The sequence below is a fragment of the Acidipila rosea genome (assembly GCF_004339725.1).
GTDB lineage: Bacteria > Acidobacteriota > Terriglobia > Terriglobales > Acidobacteriaceae > Acidipila > Acidipila rosea.
Genome location: NZ_SMGK01000003.1, coordinates 131,380 through 156,203, shown reverse-complemented (window position 1 = coordinate 156,203; position 24,824 = coordinate 131,380). Strand labels below are relative to the sequence as shown.

At 60.6% G+C, this 24,824-nt stretch carries 21 protein-coding genes and 1 pseudogene; 11 read left to right on the top strand and 11 right to left on the bottom strand.

All coding sequences use genetic code 11. From position 1 onward, the window contains the following. The first annotated feature begins 39 nt into the window (after positions 1-39). Positions 40-1,041 (top strand): RluA family pseudouridine synthase, encoded by a 1,002-nt coding sequence (locus C7378_RS10665; protein ID WP_131996098.1) that lies wholly within the window; start codon positions 40-42, stop codon positions 1,039-1,041. A gap of 57 nt (positions 1,042-1,098) precedes the next feature. Here the strand turns inward: C7378_RS10665 and miaA are convergent, their stop codons facing one another. Genes miaA through C7378_RS10655 form a run of 3 tightly spaced genes read right to left on the bottom strand, consistent with a single transcriptional unit; the run spans position 1,099 to position 3,274 of the window. Continuing rightward, the gene (gene miaA, locus C7378_RS10660; RefSeq protein WP_243648192.1) at positions 1,099-2,028 is read right to left on the bottom strand and encodes a tRNA (adenosine(37)-N6)-dimethylallyltransferase MiaA; all 930 of its coding nucleotides are present in this window, start codon (positions 2,026-2,028) and stop codon (positions 1,099-1,101) included. Continuing rightward, positions 2,018-2,158, bottom strand: coding sequence for a hypothetical protein (locus C7378_RS17710; protein WP_165876756.1), 141 nt, complete (start codon positions 2,156-2,158; stop codon positions 2,018-2,020). Before C7378_RS17710 ends, miaA begins: the two co-directional genes overlap by 11 nt. Before the next feature lie 6 nt (positions 2,159-2,164). Next, positions 2,165-3,274 carry an energy transducer TonB family protein gene (locus C7378_RS10655; RefSeq protein ID WP_131996092.1) on the bottom strand — a complete coding sequence of 370 codons (1,110 nt, stop codon included), beginning with the start codon at positions 3,272-3,274 and terminating at the stop codon, positions 2,165-2,167. A gap of 157 nt (positions 3,275-3,431) precedes the next feature. On the opposite strand from C7378_RS10655, the gene C7378_RS10650 reads away from it, so the two are divergent. After that, positions 3,432-3,896: a MogA/MoaB family molybdenum cofactor biosynthesis protein gene (locus C7378_RS10650; protein ID WP_341539142.1), complete on the top strand. Its 465-nt coding sequence runs from the start codon at positions 3,432-3,434 to the stop codon at positions 3,894-3,896. A gap of 6 nt (positions 3,897-3,902) precedes the next feature. Here C7378_RS10650 and C7378_RS10645 read toward each other — a convergent pair whose 3' ends face one another. Beyond that, positions 3,903-5,171, bottom strand: coding sequence for a metallophosphoesterase family protein (locus tag C7378_RS10645; RefSeq protein WP_131996086.1), 1,269 nt, complete (start codon positions 5,169-5,171; stop codon positions 3,903-3,905). A 203-nt stretch (positions 5,172-5,374) separates the two neighbouring features. Here C7378_RS10645 and C7378_RS10640 point away from each other — a divergent pair, with 203 nt between their 5' ends. The 4 genes from C7378_RS10640 (at position 5,375) to C7378_RS10625 (ending at position 8,483) form a co-directional block, all read left to right on the top strand. Then, on the top strand, positions 5,375-5,899 hold the full coding sequence (locus C7378_RS10640; RefSeq protein WP_131996083.1) for a hypothetical protein: 525 nt from the start codon (positions 5,375-5,377) through the stop codon (positions 5,897-5,899). Positions 5,900-5,980: 81 nt separating this feature from the next. After that, positions 5,981-6,865 (top strand): 3-methyl-2-oxobutanoate hydroxymethyltransferase, encoded by an 885-nt coding sequence (gene panB, locus C7378_RS10635; protein ID WP_131996080.1) that lies wholly within the window; start codon positions 5,981-5,983, stop codon positions 6,863-6,865. Beyond that, positions 6,865-7,731 (top strand): pantoate--beta-alanine ligase, encoded by an 867-nt coding sequence (gene panC / locus C7378_RS10630; protein ID WP_131996077.1) that lies wholly within the window; start codon positions 6,865-6,867, stop codon positions 7,729-7,731. Before panB ends, panC begins: the two co-directional genes overlap by 1 nt. 26 nt (positions 7,732-7,757) lie before the next feature. Continuing rightward, positions 7,758-8,483 (top strand): polysaccharide deacetylase family protein, encoded by a 726-nt coding sequence (locus C7378_RS10625; RefSeq protein WP_131996074.1) that lies wholly within the window; start codon positions 7,758-7,760, stop codon positions 8,481-8,483. 3 nt (positions 8,484-8,486) lie between these two features. On the opposite strand, the gene C7378_RS10620 is transcribed toward C7378_RS10625, so the two are convergent. Both C7378_RS10620 and C7378_RS10615 read right to left on the bottom strand, forming a co-directional pair. Then, positions 8,487-9,011, bottom strand: a complete 525-nt coding sequence (locus C7378_RS10620; protein ID WP_131996071.1) for a gamma carbonic anhydrase family protein — start codon at positions 9,009-9,011, stop codon at positions 8,487-8,489. A gap of 25 nt (positions 9,012-9,036) precedes the next feature. After that, positions 9,037-10,083 carry a ComEC/Rec2 family competence protein gene (locus C7378_RS10615; RefSeq protein WP_131996068.1) on the bottom strand — a complete coding sequence of 349 codons (1,047 nt, stop codon included), beginning with the start codon at positions 10,081-10,083 and terminating at the stop codon, positions 9,037-9,039. A 55-nt stretch (positions 10,084-10,138) separates the two neighbouring features. On the opposite strand from C7378_RS10615, the gene C7378_RS10610 reads away from it, so the two are divergent. The 3 genes from C7378_RS10610 to C7378_RS10605 are packed head-to-tail and all read left to right on the top strand — an operon-like array spanning position 10,139 to position 12,994. After that, positions 10,139-12,388, top strand: a complete 2,250-nt coding sequence (locus tag C7378_RS10610) for an alpha-galactosidase (protein ID WP_131996065.1) — start codon at positions 10,139-10,141, stop codon at positions 12,386-12,388. A gap of 44 nt (positions 12,389-12,432) precedes the next feature. Next, the gene (locus C7378_RS17705) at positions 12,433-12,777 is read left to right on the top strand and encodes a hypothetical protein (RefSeq protein ID WP_165876755.1); all 345 of its coding nucleotides are present in this window, start codon (positions 12,433-12,435) and stop codon (positions 12,775-12,777) included. A 16-nt stretch (positions 12,778-12,793) separates the two neighbouring features. Then, on the top strand, positions 12,794-12,994 hold the full coding sequence (locus C7378_RS10605; RefSeq protein ID WP_243648191.1) for a YcxB family protein: 201 nt from the start codon (positions 12,794-12,796) through the stop codon (positions 12,992-12,994). A gap of 46 nt (positions 12,995-13,040) precedes the next feature. Here C7378_RS10605 and C7378_RS10600 read toward each other — a convergent pair whose 3' ends face one another. Together C7378_RS10600 and C7378_RS10595 are read right to left on the bottom strand one after the other, a co-directional pair. Continuing rightward, the gene (locus C7378_RS10600; protein WP_131996059.1) at positions 13,041-14,816 is read right to left on the bottom strand and encodes a glycoside hydrolase family 13 protein; all 1,776 of its coding nucleotides are present in this window, start codon (positions 14,814-14,816) and stop codon (positions 13,041-13,043) included. A gap of 87 nt (positions 14,817-14,903) precedes the next feature. Further along, positions 14,904-16,490 carry an AsmA-like C-terminal region-containing protein gene (locus C7378_RS10595; RefSeq protein ID WP_243648190.1) on the bottom strand — a complete coding sequence of 529 codons (1,587 nt, stop codon included), beginning with the start codon at positions 16,488-16,490 and terminating at the stop codon, positions 14,904-14,906. A 174-nt stretch (positions 16,491-16,664) separates the two neighbouring features. Here C7378_RS10595 and C7378_RS10590 point away from each other — a divergent pair, with 174 nt between their 5' ends. Beyond that, positions 16,665-18,338, top strand: a complete 1,674-nt coding sequence (locus tag C7378_RS10590; protein WP_131996056.1) for a trehalase family glycosidase — start codon at positions 16,665-16,667, stop codon at positions 18,336-18,338. Further along, complete coding sequence (locus C7378_RS10585; RefSeq protein WP_131996053.1) at positions 18,335-19,258, top strand: PfkB family carbohydrate kinase; 924 nt, start codon at positions 18,335-18,337, stop codon at positions 19,256-19,258. The genes C7378_RS10590 and C7378_RS10585 overlap by 4 nt, the downstream gene beginning before the upstream one ends. A gap of 89 nt (positions 19,259-19,347) precedes the next feature. Here the strand turns inward: C7378_RS10585 and C7378_RS10580 are convergent, their stop codons facing one another. The 3 genes and pseudogenes from C7378_RS10580 to C7378_RS17700 all read right to left on the bottom strand — a co-directional run. Further along, complete coding sequence (locus C7378_RS10580) at positions 19,348-22,854, bottom strand: TonB-dependent receptor (RefSeq protein ID WP_131996050.1); 3,507 nt, start codon at positions 22,852-22,854, stop codon at positions 19,348-19,350. 238 nt (positions 22,855-23,092) lie between these two features. Continuing rightward, positions 23,093-23,797: a (d)CMP kinase gene (cmk, locus tag C7378_RS10575; protein ID WP_243648189.1), complete on the bottom strand. Its 705-nt coding sequence runs from the start codon at positions 23,795-23,797 to the stop codon at positions 23,093-23,095. Beyond that, a pseudogene (locus tag C7378_RS17700) lies at positions 23,794-24,824 on the bottom strand (hypothetical protein); the annotation flags it as partial. The gene cmk and the pseudogene C7378_RS17700, both read right to left, overlap by 4 nt.

Sequence of the window (24,824 nt, the reverse complement as noted above, 5' to 3'; positions counted from 1 at the left end):
GATACGCCGGGCATTCTGTGCCGCTAGGATGCAATCTGCATGACGCAACATTCGTCCCTCGTCGTACCACCCGATGCGAGCGGGCTCCGGCTCGATGCATGGCTCACTGCCCAGCTGACGGGCGTGAGCCGCGCCCGCGTGCAGCTGATGCTCTCGCAGGAGCAGGTACAGGTGAACGGCAAAGCCGCGAAAGCTTCTCTCAAGCTGCGTGGTGGCGAATCGATCGCCATCCTGGGTGAGCCCGAGCCACCGCCGCTGCGTGCCATCTCAGAAGATATCCCGCTCAACATCGTCTATGAAGATGCCGACCTTTCGGTCATCAACAAGCCTGCCGGAATGATGGTGCATGCAGGCGCGGGCGGGACCGATGAAGATCGCAACCGGGGCACACTGGTCAACGCTCTGCTGCATCACTATGGTCAGCTTTCCACTGTTGGAGGTCCCACGCGTCCGGGCATCGTTCATCGCCTCGATAAGCAGACCAGCGGACTGATCGTGGTCGCGCGTAACGACCAGATCCACCGGCAGCTCTCGGAGATGTTTGCACACCGCCTGATGAAGAAGACCTATGTCGCGCTTGTCCACGGCGAGATAAAGAAGAGCGTGGGCAGCATTGACCTCGCCATCAGCCGTGATGCGATTCGCCGGACGCGGATGACAACCCGCCGGAGCGGATCGCCGGGAACCCCGGGCGGCCCGCGCGCAGCGCTCTCTCACTACACGGTGGAGCGCCGGATACAGTCGCGTTATGGCGCGTTTACGTTGGTGAGGGTCCGTATCGAAACGGGCCGAACCCACCAGATTCGCGTCCACCTCTCGTCGATCGGCCACGCGGTGGTGGGCGACACTCTCTACGGCGCGCCTGCGCGCCTGGTGCAGCCTCCGAACCAGGCCAAGCCCATCAGGCTGGAGCGGAATTTTCTGCATGCGGCGGAGCTCGCATTCACCCACCCACGCACCGGCGAGGTGCTGCACCTGAGCGCGCCATTGCCCGAAGAGCTTGCTGGATTTCTGCGTCAGATCGAGATGGAGCCAGCCTGATCGGGGCATCGCGAAAGCATCAGGGCGAATTCGCGTTACACGTCAGCTCGTGCAGGTTTATAGGCGCTCAATGATTTCTGCAGATTGCGCTGCAATGGCGGCATCATCGCCGAAGCCTTTGAGCCAGTTCACCTCCGGCTCGCGGCGAAACCAAGTGAGCTGGCGCTTGGCATAGTTACGATGCCCCTGCTGAGCCGCGTGGATCGCTTCGGCCAGCGGCACCTCACCGCGCAGCGCAGCACGGGCTTGGCGATAACCAAGCGAATCGAGGGCGCGGGGAGCCTCGCCATACCGCGCAACAAGATTCCTGGTCTCTTCGACCAGCCCCTGCTCGAACATGGCCGCCGCCCGCGCATTGATGCGCTGGTAGAGCGCCTGCCGAGAAGGGTCGAGCCCAATGCGCAGGATGCGAAAGCCACGAAGCGGCAGGCGGCCGGCCTCCCACGCCTGCGACATCGGCTTGCGCGCGCTCAGGCAAACCTCGATGGCGCGAATAAGCTTGGGTGTATCGTTCGCATGGATTCGCGCAGCAAGCGCAGGATCGAGGCGGGTCAGGATCCGGTGAAGCCAGCCCGGAGAGTGCCTCTCGTTGCTTCTCCGAAGTCGCACGCGTACCTGCTCGGAGCGCTCAGGCCCTGGAAAGAGTCCCTCGATGAGCGCGCGCAGATAGAGCCCCGTGCCGCCGGTGACAATCGGCAGATGGCCACGGCCGGCGATCTCAGTGAGAGCGGCGCGGGCGTGCCGGCTGTAGTCCCCGGCGGTGTAGTGCTCATCCAGGTCAACCACGTCGATCAGATGGTGGGGAACCTGTTTGCGCTCCTGCGCAGAGGGTTTGGCCGAGCCGATGTCCATACCGCGGTAGACAGCCACCGAGTCGCAGCTTACGACTTCTCCGTTGAAGCGCGTAGCTAGATCGACTGCCAACCCGGTTTTGCCGCTTGCTGTCGGCCCCAGCAGCACAACCAGCAACGGCAGGCTACCAGACACGCCACCACCCCGGCGCAAAGAGTACATGGGGATCGGCACGCAACAGCGCCACCGCTAAAATCACCCCGGCCACCAGCAGCAGACCTGCGATCTGACGGCGGCGAAGCTGCTGGTGAACCTGACTGCTCATCCCTGCTTATTCATCCCCGGGACGGATGTTATAGAGGAAGTAGAAACGCAGCTCCAGGAACGGCCCCTTGAAGTTCTTCGGCAAGGGGGGATAGGGCGAAGCGCCCGTGATGCCGCCCCAGGCCGCGCGATCGAGAGATACATCGCCAGAGGGAAGCTCCAGCGTCATGCTCTTAACGGAGCCATCCGGCATGATCTTGAAGCGGATGGCGACCTTTCCCTGCCGGTTGAGCGGAGGCTGCGCGGACACGGGAATGATGGGATACCAGGCCCGCTTCGTGTCATAGATCACCCGCTGCATGTATGGGCCGAAATCCACCCCCAGCGTATCGCTGAGGATATCGACGGCGCCGTTCATCCCGCCGTGCGACGAGGGCGCATTGCGGCCCATATCGCCCCCACCACCCCCGTTAAAGACGCCGGGCTGCTGGGCTTGTTTCATGGCCTGCTTGATTGCATCTCCGGCGGTAGCAGGGCCGGTGTTGAAGTCGGGCTTCGTCGGAGCCGGCTTGGGAGCCTCCAGCTGGCTCTGCTGCGACTGCTGCAGCGGCTGCGTGGGCGGCTGCTTGGGTTGCGGTTGCGGCTGAGGTTGAGCCTGAGCCATCTGCTGCGCCGGCTGTGGCTGCGCCTGTTCCTGTTTCGGCGCCGGCTTGGGACCCGGGGGCAACTGCGGCACGGGTGGCCCTGCCCTGCGCATCGCTTCGAGCTCCTGCAGAGTCTTCTTATCGAGCGTCGGATGCTGCGTCTGCGCCTGGCGGTTCTTGTCTGAAAGCGGCGCCTGCTTCTTCGGCCTGATCTGCTTCAACGCATCCGGAGGCATATCGAGATAGGTCAGTTCCTTCTCGCGCTGCTTGAGAATTACGGAGGGGTCGCGCACCATAACATGGCGGAAATAACGAGGCCCATAAGCCAGATACCAGAAAAACAACAGGTGGGCGAGCAGCGAAATCCATACCATTTCGCGAATACGCGCCCGTGCCCGCTCGTCTTCAAGATCGTCGATGACGTGGAGAAGGTCGTGCGGCTCGAGTTCTTCATACCGTGGCCGGCGACGCGACCTGCGAAGTCGCTCGGGTGGCGTGCCCGGTGAGGTGGGTGGAAGTTCGGTGATGGGCATTCTTAAAACTTGTTAACGCCTGATCCAGCTGCGTTGGCCTCTAAGCTTTGACGGACGTTCTGGCCTATTCTCTCATCCTTAACGCGATTATCCACAATATATCCCGGACGGCCCCTAACGGAGCCTCAGGGTTACAATCAGCAAAATGCGTGACGCAGTGGCGATAACAGTAAGCGATTCATGCTTTAACGGCACCCGGGTGGACGGCTCAGGCCCGGCTGTGAAGGCCGCGCTGGAGGCGGCGGGGCTGCATGTGCTGCGTCTTGTGACCGTGCCTGACGAGCAGCCGCAGATTGAAGACGCCCTCCGAGCCGCCGCGGGCGAGGCAGCCCTGGTCGTGACCACGGGAGGGACCGGATTGGCCCCACGCGACGTTACCCCTGAGGCTACCCGCGCCGTCTGCGAGCGGATGGTAGAAGGTCTGGCCGAGCAGATGCGTGCTGCCGGACTGCGTGAGACACCATTTGCAGCTCTGAGCCGCGGGGTCTGCGGCACCAGAGGCGCTGTCTTGATCGTCAACCTGCCCGGAAGCCCCCGCGGCGCCGTAACCTCGCTGCAGGCTATCCTTCCACTATTGCCGCACGCCCTTGCCCTGCTGGCCGGGGAAAACCCCGGACACTGACCTTCTCTAACTCAGGACCCGGGTCTTCAGATCCACGGTTATCTGGTCGTCTGGAGTCTTCATCGTGGTGCCGTCGGCGGCAGTGTGATACTCAATCCGTATCTTCTGCGCGTTGACGATGACCCTCAGATAGCCATATTTCGTGTCGTCATAACTGTCAAAGCTGAGCGTGCTGGTCACCGGATAGGGCGTCCGTACCGGCTGCCCGTAGACATCCGTCCGGATGCGAGCCAATCCGTGGCCCCCATCTCCTGCAACGAGATACGGCACCTGCAACCCGGCTACGCTTCGCGTATACCGCTGGTAGTTGTGTGCATGCCCTGACACCACGGCATGGGGCCAGAATCCCGCCGCCTCGCAACATTTATCCATCTCCTCAAGCATGCGGGGGCTGCCGCTGTGGTTCACCCCGCCGGTGAAGGGCGGATGATGTACGGCGAGAATCACTGCGCCTGCATATTTCTCCTGTTTGCACCGCTTGAGTGCAGCCGTCAGGTAGTTCAACTGGCGATCGTCCAACTGTGGCCGCGTGCCGCCCTCGCTGGAGATGATGCCCGGGTCTTCGAGCACGTTGCTGTAGAGCCCTAGAATGCGGACAAAGGGCGACTCCAGCGTGAAGTAGACGCTGGGCGCGATCATCGCCGTGCGCAGCAGACCGCCAGCCTCCGCCGTACGCACCGGCGCGGGCGCGCAGAAGTTGCGCAGAAAGGCGTCGAGCGTGGGCGCGGAGTCGCCGCCGTAGACCAGCCCATCATGGTTGCCGGGAATTGCGATGATCGGACCCGGGTAGTCGCGGTAAGGTTCGTAGAACTGGTCGTAGTAGTACTTGCCCTCACCGAAGCTGTAGACCACATCGCCAAGATGAAAGAAGAACGACGGCACGTTGGCCCGGTTCACTTCATTGAAGTCCGAGACCATCTTGTCGGCCACCAGGGACTGCGTCTCCGGGCCCTTGACGCTGCCCGTGTCTCCCACGCAGTGAAAAACAACCTGCCCAGCCTTCTCGATCGCGGCAACTTTCGCGGGCCCCGCGTCGCCATAAACCTCGGCCAGCGTAAGCACCGGCTCTACGGTTGTGCCGCTGCCCGCGCTGCGCGGCTCGGGCACAGGCTGCACCAGCTTGTTATTGGTGCGGCGGTAGAGGCCGGAGTCAGAAGGATGAGGCTTTACGAAGGAAGACGGATCGGGACTCAACTGCGGCTGGCCAAAGACGGGCTGCGCTGCAGCGGTTGCGCGTGGTGCGCGGATGGCCTTCCTGCGCGGATGACTGGGCATGAGCACGGTCTCCTGTTCCTGACAAAATAGACTGCCGAGAATCCTATTTGGCACTCGTGAATAACAGATGAGGAAATCTGCTCGCAGACAAAAGGACTGACTGCTAAAGAAATGCGGCAGGTGCCGATCTTTTAACTATCCGGCCTGCAACAAATCGGCTAGAGTCTGGGTTCATAGAGTTGTAACAATGGGAGGAGGCAATCATGGTTCCCGATGGAAGCTCTCTCCGGCAGCTTTTCCACGATGTCGTCTTTGACTGCTACAGCGAACACCTCGCGATGGAGGACACCGAGGTTACTTCTTATGTTGCTGATCTGCTGACCGAATTCTGTGCTGCGGAAAAACTCTACTCGATCCGCGATGCGCAGGGCCGTCCGGTCAAAGATGTGGCGGAGATGGTCGTCGCCGCCGACCCCATCCACGGAACAGCGCCGTCATTCGACGCGGAGCGGGCCGTGCGCAAACATATTGGTGACTTCTCGCTTTTCTGCTCGGGCATGTTTCCCGAGGCAAACCCGGGCCTCATTGAGATGGTGCGCACCGGCAAAGAAAGCTACTACATCGTCTCCAAGTTCGACCTCTTCGAATACGCCAGTGAAGCACCGCTCTTCGCCAGGCTTGCCGACAATTTTGAGAACTGCATGTATGGCCTCAACCAGGTCCGCTGCGAACTGGACCGGCGGCTGCCTGGCGCCATACCTCCTCCCCATCCCCGCCGCCTGATGTGACTCGCCGCCGCGGGAGGCGTATAGTCTGGGGTTGGATACGGGCAGCATCCTCCACGCCGGGGAGCTGCACTGGAGAAAACCATGAGCGTTAGCAGCTTCCGCGAAACTACACCTGCCAAAGTCACTTTCCCTGCGCTCTCTGAAAAGAAGCGCAACCGCCAGCCCATTGCTGCGCTAACCGCCTATGACTATTCCACGGCGCGGATTGCCGATGAAGCCGGCATCGACCTGGTGCTGGTTGGCGATTCGCTTGCCATGGTGGTGCTCGGCTATGACACCACACTGCCGGTCACGGTCGACGAGATGCTCCACCACACCCGTGCAGTACGCAGAGCCGTCAAGCGCGCCGTGCTGGTCGCCGACATGCCCTTCGGTTCCTACCATATGAGCATCGACACCGCCGTGGAGAATGCCGTCCGCTTTATCAAGGAAGCAGGTGCGGAGGCAGTGAAGATCGAGGGCGGCGCCAATCGTGCAGCGCTCGTGCAGCGGCTTACCGAGGCGGAGATACCGGTCGTTGGCCATCTTGGGCTGACGCCGCAGTCGGTCCACCACATGGGTGGCTACAAGGTGCAGGGAAAGACCGCGGCTGCGGCTGACGATCTGCTCGAAGATGCATTGGCACTCGAGGCCGCAGGCGCGGTGGCGATCGTGCTCGAGGGCATTCCCCGCGAAGCAGCCAGCCACATCACCGCGAGGCTAGACGTACCGACCATCGGCATCGGCGCAGGGCCGGATTGCGACGGACAAATTCTCGTCTTCCATGATCTCGTCAACCTGAGCTTTGCCAAGCCCGCCAAGTTTGTCCGCCAGTATGGAGACGCCGCAGGGCTCTTCCGCACAGCCATCGAAGGCTATGTCCGCGACGTCGAGACACGCACCTTTCCGTCCGACGCTGAGAGCTACCACCTGAGCAAGGAAGCGGCCTCGGCTCTCGAACAGAGCAACGGCAGGCGCAAAGCCTGATGCGTATCTTCACCACCCTCGCGGAAGTTCGCGCCGCAGGCAGGGAACTGCGTGCCGCGCGGAAGACACTGGGCTTCGTGCCGACAATGGGCGCACTGCATGAGGGACATCTCTCGCTGGTTCGCGCCGCACGCGCAGGCTGCGATGCAGTCACCGTCTCCATCTTCGTAAATCCCACACAGTTTGGACCGAATGAAGACTTCTCCAAATATCCGCGCACCTTTGCGGCTGACTGCGAACTCCTGGAGAGCGAAGGGGTTGACTGGGTCTTTGCGCCGCAGGTCGAGGAGATTTATCCGCCCGGCGCGATCACCTTTGTAGAAGTTGCGGGACTGAGCGACAGGCTCGACGGAGCCTCACGCCCAGGGCATTTTCGCGGAGTCGCCACCGTGGTCGCGAAACTCTTCAACATCGTCGCGCCGGACAAAGCTTTCTTCGGGCAGAAGGATGCAGCCCAGGTGGCGGTGCTGCGCCAGATGGTGCGCGACCTGAACTTCAACCTCGAGCTGATCGTTTGCCCCACCTCCCGTGACCCGGATGGGCTGGCGATGAGCTCGCGCAACCGCTATCTCTCTGCCGCCGAAAGGCAGCAGGCGCTCGCGCTCAGCCGCGCACTCCACGCAGCGGAGCGGCAGGCGGCTGCAGGCGTTCACGACCCTGCAGTGCTCCTGGCCGAAGCCCACGCCATTCTGGATCAGGAGCCGGCCGTGCGCCTCGACTATCTGGCCGCCGTCGATCCGGATACCCTGCTGCCGGCCAGCGAGCTTGGCAACGGCATCCTGCTTACCGTCGCCGCCTTCGTGGGAACCACGCGCCTGATCGACAACGTGATCCTTGCGGGAGCTCCGCCTGCCCCTGAAGCATAACCAGCGGCCAAGCTACACTAAACACAATGCATCCTGCACTTGAAGCGACCGGCGCCGCCACGGCCTTTCTGGCTGCGGGCGGTTATGCCTACGCTGCCATGTGGCCGACTTCTCAGCTCTTCGGCAGGGTTATCGTGGCCGGGCGCGATCCGCAGGAGTTCGCCCTGACCTACGACGACGGTCCGAATGAGATTTATACCCAGCAACTCCTCGATGTGCTTGCGAAGCACCAGGTGCGTGCGACGTTTTTCCTGATTGGACGCTTTGTTCGCCAGCGTCCCAAGATCGCGCGGGCGGTTCTCGACGCGGGCCATCTCGTGGGCAACCACACGATGACCCATCCCGCGCTGCTGTTTCGCTCACCCCGGCGAGCAAAGCAGGAGCTGATCGACTGCAACGCTGCTCTTGAAGATACGCTGGGAGCGCCGGTGCGCTACTTCCGTCCGCCCCATGGGGCGCGACGTCCCGATGTGCTCCGCGCTGCGCGTGAGCTCGGCCTTGCGCCGGTGCTGTGGAACGCGATGGGCTACGACTGGCGCAGAAGCGCGACCGCATCGACGATCCAAACACATCTGCAAGCGGGCATCCGCAAGAATCGGGGGCATGGGGCTGGCTCGAACCTGCTGCTCCACGACGGAGGCCAGGCGGGGCTGGGTCTGGACCGCAGCCACACGGTCGCCGCAACAGCGGCTCTCGTTCCTGAAGCTAAGGCGCAGGGCGTCCGCTTCGTCACGGTAGATGCCTGGGCTTGAGACTTACAACCAGGCTTTTCGCTCTTCCAGGTAGATCTTCGTGTAGTCGAGATAGTTCCGCGCGTACTTGAGGATCATTTCGCGGTCGTCGGAGGTCAGCGTTTTGCGCTGCTTTGCGGGCACTCCCGCCCAAAGGGTGTTGGGCGGAACGATTGTGTTTTCCGGCACAACCGCTCCCGCCGCAATAATCGAGCCCTCGCCAATGCGTGCGTTGTTCAGCACCCGCGCTCCCATTCCGATGAGGCAGGCATCCTCGATGACGCAGCCGTGCACTGTGGCATTGTGGCCAATCGTCACCCAGTCCCCCACGATGACCGGATAAGTGTTGCGCATGCCATGCAGCACGGCGCAGTCCTGCACATTGGAGTGCGCACCGACGCGGATCGAATGTACATCGCCGCGCAGGACTGTATTCATCCACAGGCTCGAGTGTTCGCCGAGGGTCACGTCGCCCAAAACCTGTGCCGATACATCGACGTAGCAACTCGCGGGAATGACGGGCGTGTGGCCCTGATAGCTCCGGATCATGGGGAGACTCTCCTGAGTCTCCAGTTTACTTCGCCGCGTAGTCCTTCGTTGCCCTGGTACGCGGGTTGTAGACGGAGAAGCTGCCATTCTGCATGGCCGTGAGCTTGAGATAGTTCCCAACATCGGGCGGCCCCATCAGGTTGGCAATGTACTGGTCCGGCGTGTTGTGCGCTGCTCCCCCTTCGGCTGAGGCATGCAGCTGCCACAGAGTTTCCAGACGGGGCGACTTGCGGATAATATCAAGCGTCGAAGCCGACCCGCCCTTCGTCTCGCCGTTATCCATGATGGCAACGCGAGGAGCAAGGCCATCGACAAAAGCGGGGCTGCTCGAATGGTCCCAGCCGTGGTGCGAAACGATGTAGATGTCCACGTGTCCCAGCTTGTTCGCTGGGCAGACGAGCGACCGCTCCTTGTCCCAGGTCAGGTCGCCAAGGTCGATCATGCGCAGCTTGCCATAGGTCATCGCGATACCGAGCGAGCGGGCATTCTCGGTCTGGTCGGCCGGCTTTTCCGGCGAACTGGCGCAGTACTGGTTCGCTTCTCCTCCGCCAGGCAGCGGCTTCTGGATCAGATTGCCGTCTTCGCTGACTACGACAGCATGCAGTCCCGGAATCGGCAGCGTGTCGCCGAGCTTGGGAGTGATGCGCTTGTACTTTCCGGTCGCGAGGAGCGCCTTGTAGGCCTCGTAACCCTTCTCCGTCGCAGCGTCTGATGTTTCGCGGTTGACCCCATGGTCGATGAAGGTGCCAATCTTGATCTTCGACGCGAGCTGAGGCACGCCGCCCACGTGGTCCACGTGGAAGTGGGTGATCAGTACATAGTCGATGTGCTCCAGACCCGCGTCCTTCGCTGCCGCCACGATGCGGTCGGCATCGCGGTCGCTGTGGTCCGGCCACCCCGTATCGACCAGCAGGGAGTGCTTGTCCGGGGTAACGAAGAGCGTCGACTGGCCGCCCTCAACATCGATGAAATAGACCGTCAAAGGTCCGCTCATGGGTGCGCTCGCAGCAAAGATCAGCGAGGCCGGGATCAGGACAAGAAGGGTGAGCAGCAAACGAAACGCAAATCGCATGGTCAATATTCTCCGCTTGAACAATGTAACTCCGCACGCGGTAAGATGGCACCCTATGCAATTGCGCGGACTCTGCAACACCCTCCTGCTTATGACCCTCGCCTCCGGCGCGGCCTTCGCCCAGCCAGCCCGGAACCAGATCAGCTATGACGCGCAGACGCGCGTCTTCCGCCTCGACGGGGGCGGCATCACCTACGCCTTCGGAGTCAACGATCTCGACGAGGTCCAGCCTCTCTACTGGGGAGCGCAGCTTGCCAAAGGCGATCCCCTGCCGGCCGCGCACACCAACTCGGGCGTCGCCTCGTTTGACATGCCGACAAGCACAACTCCGCAGGAGTTCGCAGGATGGGGCGCCGGGCTCTACTATGAGCCGGCACTCAAGATAACCTTCCCCGACGGCAATCGGGACCTGGTGCTGCACTACGTCTCACACCACATTGACGGCGACTCATTGACGCTGGTTCTCAAGGATGTTGAGCGCGACGTGTTCGTAACCCTTCACTACGAAATCGATCCGTCCACTGGAATCCTTGGCCGCTCTGCCGAGATTGAGAACCGGACCCGGCAGCCCCTGACCATCATGCAGGCGGCGGCAGCCACCTGGGCTCTGCCGCAGGGCACAGATTATTCGCTCTACTACCTGACAGGCCGCTGGGCAGGAGAGGACCACGTCCAGCACGAGGCCGTGCATCCCGGCGCGCGTGTGCTGGAGAGCCGACGCGGTTCGACTGGCCACCAGAACAACCCCTGGTTCGCCATCGAGCGCGGCAGCACCGGCAATGAAGAAACCGGGGATGTATGGTTTGGCGCGCTCGCCTGGAGCGGCTCCTGGCGCATCACTGTCGAGCAGGACGCGCTCAACCAGGTGCGCGTCACCGGCGGCTACAACCCCTTCGACTTCAGCTACAGGCTGGCGCCGGGCGAGAAGCTGGTGTCGCCGGTCTTCTATGGCGGCTTCACGCAACATGGCGTGGGTGGAGCGTCCCGGCTGCTGCATCGGTTTGAGCTCACGAAGATCCTGCCGCAGGCGCCCCATCCACGCCCCCGCCCCGTACTCTACAACTCGTGGGAGGCGACAGGCTTTGACGTAAACGAAGCGGGCCAGGAGGCGCTCGCCGAGAAGGCCGCCTCCATCGGCGTGGAGCGCTTCGTAATGGACGACGGCTGGTTTGGCCAGCGCAAAGACGACCACGCCGGACTGGGCGACTGGTACGTAAACCCGCAGAAGTTTCCCCACGGACTGAAGCCCCTCATTGACAAGGTCCACTCTCTCGGCATGGACTTTGGCCTGTGGGTCGAGCCCGAGATGGTCAACCCCGATAGCGATCTCTATCGCAAACACCCTGACTGGGTGCTCAACTTTCCCGGACGCCCGCGCACGCAGGGCCGCAACCAGCTGGTGCTCAACCTGGCGCGGCAGGATGTGCGCGACTACGTCTACGGCTTCCTCGACAAGCTGCTCAACGAAAACGATATTGCCTTTCTTAAATGGGACTACAACCGCAATTGGTCAGAGCCGGGATGGCCCGCGGCAGGTGCGGAGGACGAGCAGCAGGTCTATGTGAAATACACCCAGAACCTCTACTCCATTCTTCAGGAGCTGCGTGCAAAACATCCCGGGCTTGAGATCGAATCCTGCTCAGGCGGCGGTGGACGTGTCGATCTCGGCATTCTGCGCTACACCGATGAAGTATGGCCTTCGGACAATACGGATCCATTCGACCGGCTCAGTATTCAGGACGGCTTCACCTACGCCTACACCCCTGGCGTAATGATGGCGTGGGTGACGGACTCGCCCAACTGGGTCAACAACCGTACCACCTCTGTTGAGTACCGGTTTCTCTCGTCGATGCAGGGTTCGCTGGGCGTGGGCGCGAACCTGAACAAGTGGCAGCCGGAAGATTTCGCAACAGCAAAGCAACTGATCGGCGAGTACAAGGAAATTCGCGAAACCGTGCAGCACGGAAGGCTCTACCGCCTGATCTCTCCACAGCAGGACAGCGAGCACTCCGTGACGGAATCGGTCGCGCAGAATGGCAGCCAGGCCGTGGTCTTCGCACTCCTTCACTCCAGCCAGTTCGGCTATCCCTTTCCCTCCATCTTCCTCCACGGCCTCGACCCTGGTGCTCAATACCGCATTCACTGGATCAGCTCTCAACCAGATGGCGCTGCAGCGCGCATGATGGCAGCACCGCTTCCCGAGACAGCAAGCGGCGCCTACTGGATGAATCACGGCATTGCTCTCAGCCTGCGCGGCGACTTCCAGGCGGCAGCTTTCCGGCTGGATAAGGTCGGCGCACCATAGCACAGCCGATGGCCTTCGCCATTGGCTGTGCTATGGTTTCTGGCATGGAAATCCAGGGACCGGTTACGGTCGAGGAACTGCAGGAATCCAATACTCTCTTCGTCCCCAGGCTGCTCCGCGGCAGCGTCCGTGCGCGGCTCAGGCAGACGCTGCATCCGTCCAAGGGAAGGCTCGCAATCCAGGCCGTCTCTGCCGTCATAGTGCTGTCAGCCATCGCGGCCGATCCGCGGCTTCAAGGGCATGCCCAGTGGCTGCTTTTTGCCGCACTGGCGGCTGTCTTCGGCTACCGTATCTTCTTTGCGGCCCGGGCTGCACAAGCCGGCTATGAGAAAAAAGATCGAGCGCTCACCACGGGTCCTGTCAGTCGACAGCGATGGAGTCCGCTTTGAAAACCGCGAGAGACGGATGGATTTTCGTCCGTGGAGCGGCTACAAAAAGTGGCGGGAGGGTGATCTGGTCTTCGTGCTGAAGGGACCGCAGCGCACGATGCATGTCATTCCCAAGAGAGGGCTCACCCAGGATCAGAAGGAAGAGCTTCGCCGCCTGCTTGAGCAGCGCTGCAATGCCGGCGCTGAACTAGCCCTGAGCCGGGAAACCCCACTCTAACGCCGAGAAGCTGCGCTTAAGTGGGGCACCCGTTCTCATCTGGCGATTACTGTACTTGACCGATATAAACACCGAACGGCGGCAGGTTAACGCTGTCGAGTGAGGCCGGATCGCTTGAGCCCGGCGTCTTCATCAGCGTCTTGGCCTGCTTGCTGGTGATGCCCTGCGAGGACAGGTCGAAGCTGACCTTCTGCGGCTGCGCGGTAAAGTTGCAGGCCACCACGACCGCTGGCTGGCCAGGAGCCTGGCGCAACCACGACAGGACGTTGTTATCGCTGGTGTTCAGCATGATGTTCTTGCCGTCTTTAATGGCAGGATTATCGCGGCGCAGGGTGATGAGCTCCTTGTACCAGTTGAGCATCGAGTCGAAGTCAGCAACCTCGGTCTTGACATTGCTCTGCTTGTAGCTCGGAGGGATCGGCAGCCAGGGCTTCACATTCGGCCCTGTAAAACCGGCATTCGGTCCATCATTCCACTGCATCGGCGTGCGTTCGCCATCGCGGCCCTTGTTCTTAGGCCACCCGGTAATGCCCACCGGGTCCTTCACGTCCTCCTTGCGCGTGGGAGGAGTGGTGACCATGGCTATCTCATCGCCGTAATACATCATTGCCGTATCGCGGGTAGCGAAGAGAATGGTCGCAAGCACGCGGCCAATATCCTGGTTGTGGGTGCCGTCGCCATAGCGATCCCAGCGCTCATTATCGTGGTTGTCGAAAACGATCAGCGGCAGGTTGCCGTCGATTTCAGTCTGCGCCTCGTTGATGCGCTGGCGGAAGAGCCCCACATCGAGCTTGTTGATGAAGCCGATCTGCATATCCATCGGCAGGTTCAGTTCATCGTCATTGGCGCCGTACATCTTCTTGAGATCGCCAATGTTGTTCAGATATGTCTCTCCGATGAGCACAACGTTACGGCCCTTGTAGCTGTCGCTCACCTTGCGCAGCTCGCGCAACACGTCATGCACCTCCGGCAGGTTGTTGGTCATCGTATCGTTGAGCTGCGGATCGCCAAACTCGTTGATCTTCTGCTTTCCGTTCGCATCGAGCACGGGCAGATCGTCGCGCATCTTCGGATCTTCAAAGAGGGTCGTGATGGCATCGAGGCGGAAGCCATCCACGCCGCGATTGATCCAGAAGCGCTCGACGCCGTACATCGCCTTACGCACCTGCGGGTTGTTCCAGTTCAGGTCCGGCTGTTGAATATAAAACTTATGGTAGTAGTACTGGCCGGTCTTCGCATCGTATTCCCATGCGGAGTGCCCGAAGTCAGATTGCCAGTTGTTAGGCGGATGACCCGGGCCAGGCGCGGTGCCGTCGTGCCACATGTACCAGTTGCGCTTCGGGTTTGTCTTTGAACTGCGCGATTCGATGAACCATGGACTCTTGTCTGACGTGTGGTTGAGCACCAGGTCCATGATGATGCGGATGTTGCGCTTCTTCGCTTCCGCAACCAGGTGGTCGAAATCCTTCATCGTGCCGTACTGAGGATCAACGGCCTCATAGTTCGAGATGTCGTAGCCGAAGTCGACCTGCGGCGAAGGATAGATAGGCGTAAGCCAGATCGCATCCACGCCCAGTACTTTCAGGTAGTCGAGGTGCTGCGTAATTCCGTTGAGATCCCCAATACCGTCGTTATTCGTGTCCTGGAAACTGCGCGGATACACCTCGTAAATAACGGCGTGCTTCCACCATGGCTCAGCATTCTGGGTCGCGGTGGTGGCGACAGCATGCGTCTGCGCGAAAAGTTGCGGCGCGCCGAGCAGGCCGGTCGCTAGCAACATTGCAGCCAGCGCCATGGATGCACGCTTTGTAAGTTGTGTCATTTTTTTAAATCCCTCCCTGAAAAAGTACGGGTACATCTATCTAAGGCTCCGCCAGCGAAACTAACACATTCTCAAGCCCAGGGTGAATCAGTCGCTATCCTTATGTCCGAAATCAAGACCGATCTTCGGTGCTGAATTAGTTCCTGTGATCTTGATGGGAACGACTGTCCCTGCGCCATCTTTCGACAGAAATGGATCGACCGGCTTCAGCATCAGCGCCTTCCAGCCTGTCACCATGTGAGAGGCCTTCGCCTGCAGACGGGCCCGGCCGTGAAAGTCGAATTCCTTGCCATCCAGCGAATAGGTGCCATCCAGGCTCACGTCCGTTCCGGGAACGCGAAAAGCCAGGTCGTGCAGGGATAGCTTTCGCGCTGCCAGCGCGAACGAGCCGGAGATATCGGCTCGAATATCCGCGCCTTCATCGAGCTTGGCCAGCTTCGGTTTGCCTTGGCTCCGCAGGCTCAGCTCATCGATACGGCTCTGAATTTTCTCGCTGGAAAACAACGCGTCGCTGATGTCGAAATGACCTTTAAGCCTGATCTTCTCTGAAACCGGAATCTTGCCCGGGGGCAGGTCCAGCGACGTGCGCATGCGCACCGCTCCGTTCATTACCGGCGGAGTCGTCTTCACGCCCAGCATCAGCAGATCTTCTATACGGGCATGGTCGAGTACGACATCGAGCGTGATGTGATGGCCGGGTTGATCTTGCGCGCGGACGATCTTGCCGCTTGCGGTGAGATGCGTATTGCGAAACTGTGCCGTGACGGGCTCCAGGTAGGTATCGCCATTGGTTCCATCCACGATCGCATGGAACTGCGTCTTGAGGTGAACCGGGTGGTTGCTCGTATCGAGACGGAAGTCCGGCGTATCCGTCTCGCCATCAACGGTGATGTTGTTGAGCCAGCCGCGATAGCTTCCGTTTGAAGAGAGAATGCCGGCAATGCCTTTGGTGGTGCTCAGGTCCGCATCGCGAAAGGCATAGTCACCCTGCACCGGCGTCTCCCCTGGATAATCCGCATTGAACGGCCCAAAATAGCCTTTGGAAACAATGTTCCCCACAGGCTTGGCATTCACAAGCATAGCCTCAAACTTGAGCGGCTTTCCCGGTCCGGTTGTGGTCAGCTGCACATGCTGGATGTCGAAGTCTAGCGGCTTATGGCCAGGCTTTTCAGTCTCGATCAGCAGGGTCATGTCTTCGATCAACATCTCGCCGAAAGCGATCTTGATGCGATTGTGCTTTCGATCAACGTTGTGTTTGGGAGCGCGCCTGCGGACGCTCTTGGGAGGAATGCTGATCTTCAGCCCTGAAACGAAAATGCGGTTGATGTGCATGGGCGTTCGAAGCAGCTGCATCCACGGCGTCCGAAAGGAGAACTGCGCGACGGAGTAGTTGGGTTCATCCCGATCCAGATACCGGGGATAAAGGCGCAGGCCGCTGCCAGATACTTCAAAACCATGCATTACCGATACATCGAATTTGTCGAGTTCCACACGGCTGTCGAAGCGCGTTTCCAGCGTATCGATCAGGCGGCTTTTGAGAAGAGGTTCTGCACGGCGCATCATGATGTCGGCCCCGACAAGGGCTGCAATAGCCAGAATAGCCAATGATAGACCTGTCCAGATCATCCAGCGCGGCGGCTTTCCGTTACCACCACCCCGCAGTGCAAGCGCCATTTCTTCTTCCGATGCCAAGTACTCCAACCTCTTATCTTTCCATGGAAAGCGAGGGATCTACCTTTGCGGTGCCGGGAGCAGAGCAAGACAATCTCGTGACTCCGAGGTAACCGTAACTTAGAGGCAGCTTTTCGCCCCTGCGTTGGTTTAGGATTCCTGCTCAGGGCTAATTCCATGCTACGACTTGATTTTTTGCGTTCTTCGTCGATCGTCTTCACTCTGCTGGTCGCGACGGCGGCTGTTGGGCAGAACCCCATCAACACGCCTCCTCCTTCTAAACCGCCTGCAGCCAATATCGACCAGTACATCCATGAGGCCTGGGGCACTCTGTCACGTTCCATGACCGACTGCCACTCGCTGACCGATCCCAAGCTCACAACGGAGCCGGTCCTCTATCTGCCCAAGGATCTGCCTATGCCCGCCAGCGTGCAGGCGCTCAGCTCCCAGTGCAAGGTCGATGTGGAGCGGTTGCCTCGCGTCGTCACCCATTTCGGCGAGTTAAAGCTTACGGATGTGCCTGTCGCGGGGCTCCTCTATCTGCCCAACAAGTATGTCGTACCCGGCGGACGATTCAATGAGATGTACGGATGGGACAGCTACTTCATCATCCTCGGGCTGCTGCGGGATGGCCACGTCGACTTGGCGCAAGGCATGGTAGAGAATTTCTTCTTTGAGATTGAGCACTATGGCGGCATTCTGAACGCCAATCGCACCTACTACTTCACCCGTTCCCAGCCTCCGTTTCTCTCCTCCATGATCCGCGATGTCTACGAGGCTCAGCTGCAGCGCGACCCGAAGGCAGCCCAGCAGTGGCTGGCTCGCAGCTATTCTTTCGCACAGCGCGATCATGCGCTCTGGACCAGCGATATCCACCGGGCAGGAGACACGGGCCTGGCGCGCTACTACGACATCGGCAATGGTCCGGTACCGGAGGAGGATGACGACACAACCTATTACTCTGACGTGATCCGCTGGCTGCTCAAGCACCCGCGCGATCATCCGGAGTATCTCGTGAGCGCTCCCGATCAGCCGAACGCCGCCGCGCAGGCGAAACTCGCAATCATCAGTTGCAACCCGCGCATCTCTGCGGTCTGTGCACGTGCCCATGTGGATGGACACTGGCTCTCGCATGACTTCTACAAGGGCGACCGCGCCATGCGCGAGTCCGGCTACGATCCGAGCTTCCGCTTCGGGCCGTTCGACGGCTCCACGCATCACTACGCTCCCGTCTGCCTTAACAGCCTGCTCTACAAGTACGAACTGGATCTCGCCTGGATGGCGGAGAAGCTTGGCAAGCCGGCAGAGACGGCGCGCTGGAAACAGGAAGCAGCCGCTCGCAAGGCCGCCATTAACAAGTATCTGTGGAACGCCGCCGATGGCATGTACTACGACTACGACTACGTCGCGCATCGACGCTCGACCTACAAGTATCTGACGACCTTCTTTCCGCTATGGGCGGGTGTGGCAAACGAGCAGCAGATCAAGGGGCTGCATGGTAATGTGCATGTATTCAACCATCCCGGCGGCATGGCGATGAGCACCTACGAGTCAGGCGTTCAGTGGGATCTGCCCTTCGGCTGGGCGCCCCCCATGTGGATCACCACCGCAGGTCTGCTTGCCAGCGGCGACGTAGCCGACGCCCGCATGATCTCCCAGGAGTTTACGCAAACCATCCGGGAAAACTTCGCCCGAGATCACACCATTCGCGAGAAGTATGACGTAGCCAACAGCTCATCGCATGTCGAGGTAGCGACCGGCTACAAGACAAACGTCGTCGGCTTTGGCTGGACCAACGCAGCCTATCTTGAGATGGAACATCTACTGGCAGAGACGCGAGGAGCGAAATGAGTAGGAAGCTGATCGTAGGCATTGGCGAGCTGCTCTGGGATCTGCTCCATGAGGGACGCCAGCTGGGGGGCGCTCCAGCTAACTTCACCGTCATGTCGGCGCGGCTCGGCAACCGCGGCGTAGTTGCAAGCCGCATCGGCGCCGATGAATTAGGCAATGCGGCTCGCCTTCTGTTGCAGACAACGCCCGTCGACTCCACTTTCCTGCAGACTGACGCTGATTATCCCACTGGGAGCGTGTCGGTCACCATCGAGGATGGTCAGCCTGAATATGTCATCCACGAGCCGGCCGCATGGGACTTTCTTGAACTGACCCCTGAATGGCGCACTCTTGCGGGCAGTACGGATGCCGTGTGCTTCGGCACGCTTGCCCAGCGCTCCGAGAGGGCCCGGGAGACTATTCGCAGCTTCGTTGCCGCGACAGGTGAAAGCTGCGTGCGCGTCTTCGACGTCAATCTACGCAAGCCATTCTTCTCGGCGAGTGTGCTGCGGGACTCTCTCCGACTCGCAACGCTCGTCAAGCTTAACGATGCTGAGATGCCGCAGGTTCTCGCGCTGACTGGCCTGAGCAACGAGACGCGCATGGATGAAGCCGCGCTGCTGGCAGGGGCTCGCCTGCTGCTGGCGGCATTCCCCCTGCGCATGGTCTGCGTCACCATGGGTGCGCATGGCAGCCTGCTTGTTACTCCACGCGAGCATCACCGTCATCACGGCGTTGCCGCGAAGGTAGCCGATACGGTCGGGGCAGGCGACGCCTTTACGGCCGCGCTGGTCTGCTACTACCTCCAGGGCGCTCCGCTCGCGGCGCTCAATGAAGCAGGCAATCGCTGGGGCTCATGGGTAGCCTCTCAACCTGGCGCTATGCCGCCGCTGCCGGAAGAGACCTACCAGACCATCACCCGGGCAATCCAATCAGCCTAAAAAAGACGGCACCTCGCCCTTCGCGAAACACTGCGTATGGGTGAGGTGCCACATGGGAGTTTGGTTGCTTTTCCCTGCGCTGCTGCGAGCTAGAAGCTCAGCTTCGCTCCGAACTGCAGCTGGCGCATGTAGGGCATTCCCGCGCCCTGCACCGCGCCATCTACGCCAGTAATCAAGCCACCGTTGCTGCAATCAACGCAGCGGGAGTTGGTCGAGTTCGGCAGGCCAAGGGGCGTGTGGTTAAACACGTTAAAGGCTTGAAACTGGAACTGCCCCTGCAGCCGCTCAGTGATCGCGAAGTTCTTGAACAGCGACGCGTCTGCAAAATAGTCAGAAGGCCCGCGGAAGACGTTGCGCCCGATGTTCCCGATGGAGCCGAACTGCGGCCGCTGGAATGGCCCGGACACCGCGCCCTGCGTGGTCAGCGCACCTACCGGAGAGAAATAGCGGATGCTGTGACTCGCCGCATCGAAGGAGCCGGTTCCCATCGCGAAGGTCTTTCCGCCTACGAGCGCATTCGGGCGGCAATCGCTCGATGTTCCCGGGCTGCCGAAGTTCGAGTCTATGTCCTGATCGCTGCCGCACTCGGCATAGGTAGGCGTGAACGGCAGGCCGCTCTCCCATGTCGTGTCCCCCGCCAATTGCCAGCCGCCGATCGCATAGTTTACCCACCGGTTCGCATTGCTCATCAGCATCTTGCCTTTGCCGAATGGAAGGTCATAGACGGCGTTCATCACAAACACATTCGTCCGATTGGTATCGTTCGGCCCGTACTCCACCCGCGGATTGTGCGCAAAGTAGGTGCCGTTGTAGTTCATTGCCTTCGACCAGGTGTAGTTGGCGGTGAACTGCAATCCGCTTGAGAATCTCTTCTCAAGGGTCGCCTGGAGCGCGTTGTAGTTTGCACGTGCAGCAGGAGCAGTCGAAGTGATGTCCTGGTTGCAGCACTGCACAACGCCACCGTTGTAGAGGTGGGTAAAGCGGTTGTAATACGGCCGTCGCTGATTGCGCTGTGAGAGCTCGAAGGCCTGCTGTCCGGGGTTGGTCGTAGGTGCCGGCAGGAAGGGCTCGTTCACGTTGAAGCCATAAGTCTCACCCGGATAGATTCGCTCCGCCAGGTTGCCGACATACGCCAGGGTAAAGGTCGTGTCGTTGGTTATCTGCTGCTGCAGGCTGACGTTGTACTGGTCAACCCGGGGCAGAATCAGCGTGTTCGGGCGAACCTCAGTATTCACGCCATTGGGCAGCGGAATCAGTCCATTGGCCGGTATGACATAAGCAGCAGGACGGCCAGGGAGCGAATTATAGGTGTAGCTGTACTGGCCCGTTGCGTTGCCGGAGGTCACATCTTCCGTGTTGTACACGGGAATGTTGTGCACCAGCACGCTACCGAAGATGGTGCCGAAAAAACCATCATCGTCATACATCTGTGCGGCAGCCGCCCGCAGCACCGTCTTGTCGGTGAGCTGATAGGAAAGCCCAAGCCTGCCACCCAGATCCGTCATGTCCAGATTGGCATTGGCATTCGTTCCAATGCCACCCACGCCCGCCACGCGAACAAGGCCGGTGTTCAGGTCGGTAAAGCCTCCCTGTCCCGGGCTGTTGACCGTTTCCGGGAAGACGAGGTCCCATCGCAGCCCATACTCGAGTGTCAGCTTGGGCGTGATGCGCCAGGTATCCTGCGCATACAGCGCCCCGCGTTTCTGCCTGTCGGCTGCCGTCTGGCTGTAGACATCGAAGCGCTGAAAGGTATCGACAGCGCCCAGCAGCACTGAGGCGATGCCGGAGCCCGTGCTGCCATTGCCAAAGCTCAGCTGCCCTGCACGGTTGTAGTCGCTTGCGTTACGCAGGTTCATGGCATAGCGCAGGTCAGCCCCAAACCGGATGCTGTGGTTGCCAACATTCTTCGTCCAGTTGTTTGCGATCTGGAAGACCTGCTCGCTCTCGAGCAGAGGGCAGTTGCAACCCTGGTTGCCGAAGTTGCTGATGCTGCCGTCTTCTACGTTATAGGTGGGCGAACCGCTGGTGTCGGCGCGGCTCGTATTCAGATTCGGAATACCCGCCGCAAGAGCAGGTGTTGTGCCTACGTCGAACTTGTTTTCAGAGATGTGATAGTCCAGAAATCCAAACCGGAAATCTGTCAGCAGGTTGGGGTTAATCGCATAATCGAATCCAGCCGCGACGCTCTGATTCTGTCCTTCATCGTTGCCGGTAGTGTTGCCCAGACCAAAGCCCGTTCCACCCGCTGCGCCGAACACCGGCGCGCCAAAGAGCCGGAAGAGAGAATAGTCATAGCGCCCGAAGGCATGCATGCGCTGCGTTACCTGCGCATCCAGCCGCAGGTCCGCCTGATCGCCGTTGTCCGTGCCATTGCCAGAGGTGACATAGTTGTTCACCGTGCCGTTGTTGGTGCCGGTAGTGTTCGGGACAGGCAGCCCCTTGAGCAGGTTGATGCCTTGCGGAGTGAGCGCAGAGGCCGGGACGGCGTTGGCTGCATAAGTCGTCTTCGTCGTCGGGTCATAGATGGTCGAGGCATACTGACTCAGGTCGCAGGTGCCCGTTCCGCTCAGGCAGGTATTGCGAACCGTAAGCGAAGGAACATTCTGCTGCAGCGAAGTGCCGATCCGCTGACGCTGCCCCTGGTAGTCCATGAAGAAGAAGGCTCGGTCCTTGAGGATCGGGCCACCCAATGATCCGCCAAACTGGTTATAAAGCGAACTGGGAATATACCGCCCTGTAACCGCATCGGGCTGGAACTGCGTAAACGGGTCGCGCGCCTGCTGCGCGTCACTGCGACGATACTCGAACGCATCCCCGTGGAAGGCGTTGCTCCCTGACCGCGTCTGCGCCACGATAAAGCCGCCAACTGCGCCGCCGAACTCCGCCGGATAATCCTGCGAAATGATCTTCATGTCGCTTACTGAGTCGAGCGTCGGGTTGATCACCACGATTCCCAGTACCGGCTCGCGATTGTCTGTTCCATCCAGTTCAAAGCCCTGGGTTCCGTAGTTGCTGCCGTTGATCTCGGTGCCGATCGTCCCCTGCGGGTTCTCCGTCGGCGCAATGCTGAACGAAGACCGCTGGGCGCCCGGCGTTAGCAGGGTGAACTGGGTAAGATTCCGGTTGAGATTGGGCAGGTTCTGCACCTGGCGCTGATCGAGCGACTGCGCTACCTCGGGTCGATCCGTATTAAGCGGCGGAGCCGCCGTCGTTACCGTAACTGTCTGCGCCCCACCACCCGCCTGCAGGGTCAAGTTCACCTGCGGGGAGCTGTCCGCTGTGACCACCACATTCTTGGCCTCCGCCGGTGCGAAGCTCTGAGAGGTAGCCTTCACCTCATAGGTATCGGGGATGAGGCGGCTGACGGAGTAGTTGCCGCTGGCGTTCGTCTGGACTGTCTGGGTGATGCCCTTGGCGACGTCCGTCACGGTCACCGTGGCGTTAGGAATGACTGCGCCGGTTGAGTCTGTCACCGTTCCCACGATGGTGCCGAAAACCGCCTGCGCATGAGCTTGTGGAAGAGATAAGAAAGTAAAGATAAAGACAAAAGCCAGCGAGGATGCGCACAGAGTCGCGCGCAGCGAGGGATATTTCATTGTAGGTACTGCCTCCCATTACAAATAATCAGGAGCAGCTGAGGGCTATTCAGTATTTTTATTGAACAACTAATAACTAGGCGGACTTGAGGGGCCCTGGGAAAATATCCGCTTAAATACCACTCCTGATTAATGATGTGGATGCAGTGGATAACGGGAGGGATTCCTAACGGCAGGGAACGCCGGGGAATAAAATCGATAGAAAGTACTGATTGGTTATCAGTAAGTTTGTACTTCCCTACAAGCTCGTGTCTAAACGCCGCTGGACCACAGCCTCGATCCGCGCCAATACCTCTTCGAGCGGCAGAAACGTCGAATCGATCACCACTGCATCCGGGGCAGGCTTCAAAGGAGATTCCGCCCGGGTGCGATCGCGCTCATCCCGGCGGCGAATTTCTTCGAGCGTCTGGGTTGCGGAGGCCGCGCCCGTCTGGCTGGCCCGCCGCTCGCTGCGCGCCTCTGGTGTCGCATCGAGGAAAATCTTCACCTGGGCGTCCGGAAAGACCGCTGTACCGATATCGCGTCCCTCCATCACCACTCCACCCTCGGCGCCGAGCGACCGTTGCTGCTCCACCATCCAGCGACGGATCACCGGATGAACGCTTACCCTCGAAGCCGCCTCCGTAATCTCAGGCTGGCGCAACGTCGTGGTCACGTCCTGTCCGTCCAGCAACACCCGGTTGCCATCGCCACCCGGCTCAAGGCGGATAACCGTATCTGTCGTCAGCGATTCAAGCGCATGGGCATCATCCAGAGGAAGTTTATGAGTCAGCGCCTTGAAGGCCAGAGCCCGATACATGGCCCCGGTTTCAAGGTTCAGCAGGCCAAAGCGACGGGCGATACGCGAGGCAACAGTGCTCTTGCCTGCGCCCGCCGGGCCGTCGATAGCTACGATGAGCCGACGGCCCGATCCTGACAAAGCAGTTTCCTGCTGCGCACTCACTCGCCCTTATCCTCACGGGGTTTGCGCTTAAAGCCGCCGCCGGGGCTCTTTTTGAATGCGCCACCCGGACGCTTGGAGAAGCCGCCGCTGCGAGTCGGCGATCCGCTTCTGGAGCCCGCCGGACGCGAACCGGACCTGAAGGCTGGTCGCGAACCTGCCGACTTAAAGCCCGGCTTGCTGCCGAAACCTCCACGGCTCGCGGGACGTTCGCCGGATCCCTCTCGGCGGGGCGCGGAGCCTTCCGTGCGCGGCTTATACGGCCTGCGCTCGCCAGCTCCTGCACCAAAGCTCTTGCGGGGGCCGGAGTCGCTGCCGCTCTTGCGGAAGGGGGGACGGCTGCCTGCACCGCTGCCTTCTGTCCTCGGCTTGTAAGGACGTCTCTCGCCGCTATCCGAGCCGAAGCTCTTCCGCTCAAAAGGCTTCTCGCCTTCCGTGCGTGGCTTATATGGCCTGCGCTCGCCAGCTCCTGCACCAAAGCTCTTCCGGGGGCCGAAGTCGCTGCCGCTCTTGCGGAACGGTGGACGGCTGCCTGCACCGCTGCCTTCCGTCCTCGGCTTGTAAGGACGTCTCTCTCCGGTATCCGACCCGAAGCTCTTCCGCTCAAAAGGCTTCTCGCCTTCCGTGCGTGGCTTATAAGGCCTGCGCTCGCCAGCTCCTGCACCAAAGCTCTTGCGGGGGCCGGAGTCGCTGCCGCTCTTGCGGAATGGCGGACGGCTGCCTGGGCCGCTGCCTTCTGTTCTCGGCTTGTAAGGACGTCTCTCGCCGCTATCCGAGCCGAAGCTCTTCCGCTCAAAAGGCTTCTCGCCTTCCGTGCGTGGCTTATATGGCCTGCGCTCGCCAGCTCCTGCACCAAAGCTCTTCCGGGGGCCCGAGTCGCTGCCGCTCTTGCGGAACGGTGGACGGCTGCCTGCACCGCTGCCTTCCGTCCTCGGCTTGTAAGGACGTCTCTCTCCGGTATCCGACCCGAAGCTCTTCCGCTCAAAAGGCTTCTCGCCTTCCGTGCGTGGCTTATAAGGCCTGCGCTCAC

Coding starts and splice junctions, on each gene's coding strand:
- C7378_RS10590 (WP_131996056.1), top strand. CDS start 16,665: ATGCTACGACTTGATTTTTTGCGTTCTTCGTCGATCGTCTTCACTCTG.
- C7378_RS10585 (WP_131996053.1), top strand. CDS start 18,335: ATGAGTAGGAAGCTGATCGTAGGCATTGGCGAGCTGCTCTGGGATCTG.
- C7378_RS10625 (WP_131996074.1), top strand. CDS start 7,758: ATGCATCCTGCACTTGAAGCGACCGGCGCCGCCACGGCCTTTCTGGCT.
- panB (WP_131996080.1), top strand. CDS start 5,981: ATGAGCGTTAGCAGCTTCCGCGAAACTACACCTGCCAAAGTCACTTTC.
- C7378_RS10595 (WP_243648190.1), bottom strand. CDS start 16,490: ATGGCGCTTGCACTGCGGGGTGGTGGTAACGGAAAGCCGCCGCGCTGG.
- C7378_RS10600 (WP_131996059.1), bottom strand. CDS start 14,816: ATGACACAACTTACAAAGCGTGCATCCATGGCGCTGGCTGCAATGTTG.
- C7378_RS10610 (WP_131996065.1), top strand. CDS start 10,139: ATGCAATTGCGCGGACTCTGCAACACCCTCCTGCTTATGACCCTCGCC.
- C7378_RS10620 (WP_131996071.1), bottom strand. CDS start 9,011: ATGATCCGGAGCTATCAGGGCCACACGCCCGTCATTCCCGCGAGTTGC.
- C7378_RS17710 (WP_165876756.1), bottom strand. CDS start 2,158: ATGAGCAGTCAGGTTCACCAGCAGCTTCGCCGCCGTCAGATCGCAGGT.
- C7378_RS17705 (WP_165876755.1), top strand. CDS start 12,433: ATGGAAATCCAGGGACCGGTTACGGTCGAGGAACTGCAGGAATCCAAT.
- C7378_RS10605 (WP_243648191.1), top strand. CDS start 12,794: ATGGATTTTCGTCCGTGGAGCGGCTACAAAAAGTGGCGGGAGGGTGAT.
- C7378_RS10665 (WP_131996098.1), top strand. CDS start 40: ATGACGCAACATTCGTCCCTCGTCGTACCACCCGATGCGAGCGGGCTC.
- C7378_RS10645 (WP_131996086.1), bottom strand. CDS start 5,171: ATGCCCAGTCATCCGCGCAGGAAGGCCATCCGCGCACCACGCGCAACC.
- C7378_RS10615 (WP_131996068.1), bottom strand. CDS start 10,083: ATGCGATTTGCGTTTCGTTTGCTGCTCACCCTTCTTGTCCTGATCCCG.
- C7378_RS10580 (WP_131996050.1), bottom strand. CDS start 22,854: ATGAAATATCCCTCGCTGCGCGCGACTCTGTGCGCATCCTCGCTGGCT.
- C7378_RS10655 (WP_131996092.1), bottom strand. CDS start 3,274: ATGCCCATCACCGAACTTCCACCCACCTCACCGGGCACGCCACCCGAG.
- panC (WP_131996077.1), top strand. CDS start 6,865: ATGCGTATCTTCACCACCCTCGCGGAAGTTCGCGCCGCAGGCAGGGAA.
- C7378_RS10640 (WP_131996083.1), top strand. CDS start 5,375: ATGGTTCCCGATGGAAGCTCTCTCCGGCAGCTTTTCCACGATGTCGTC.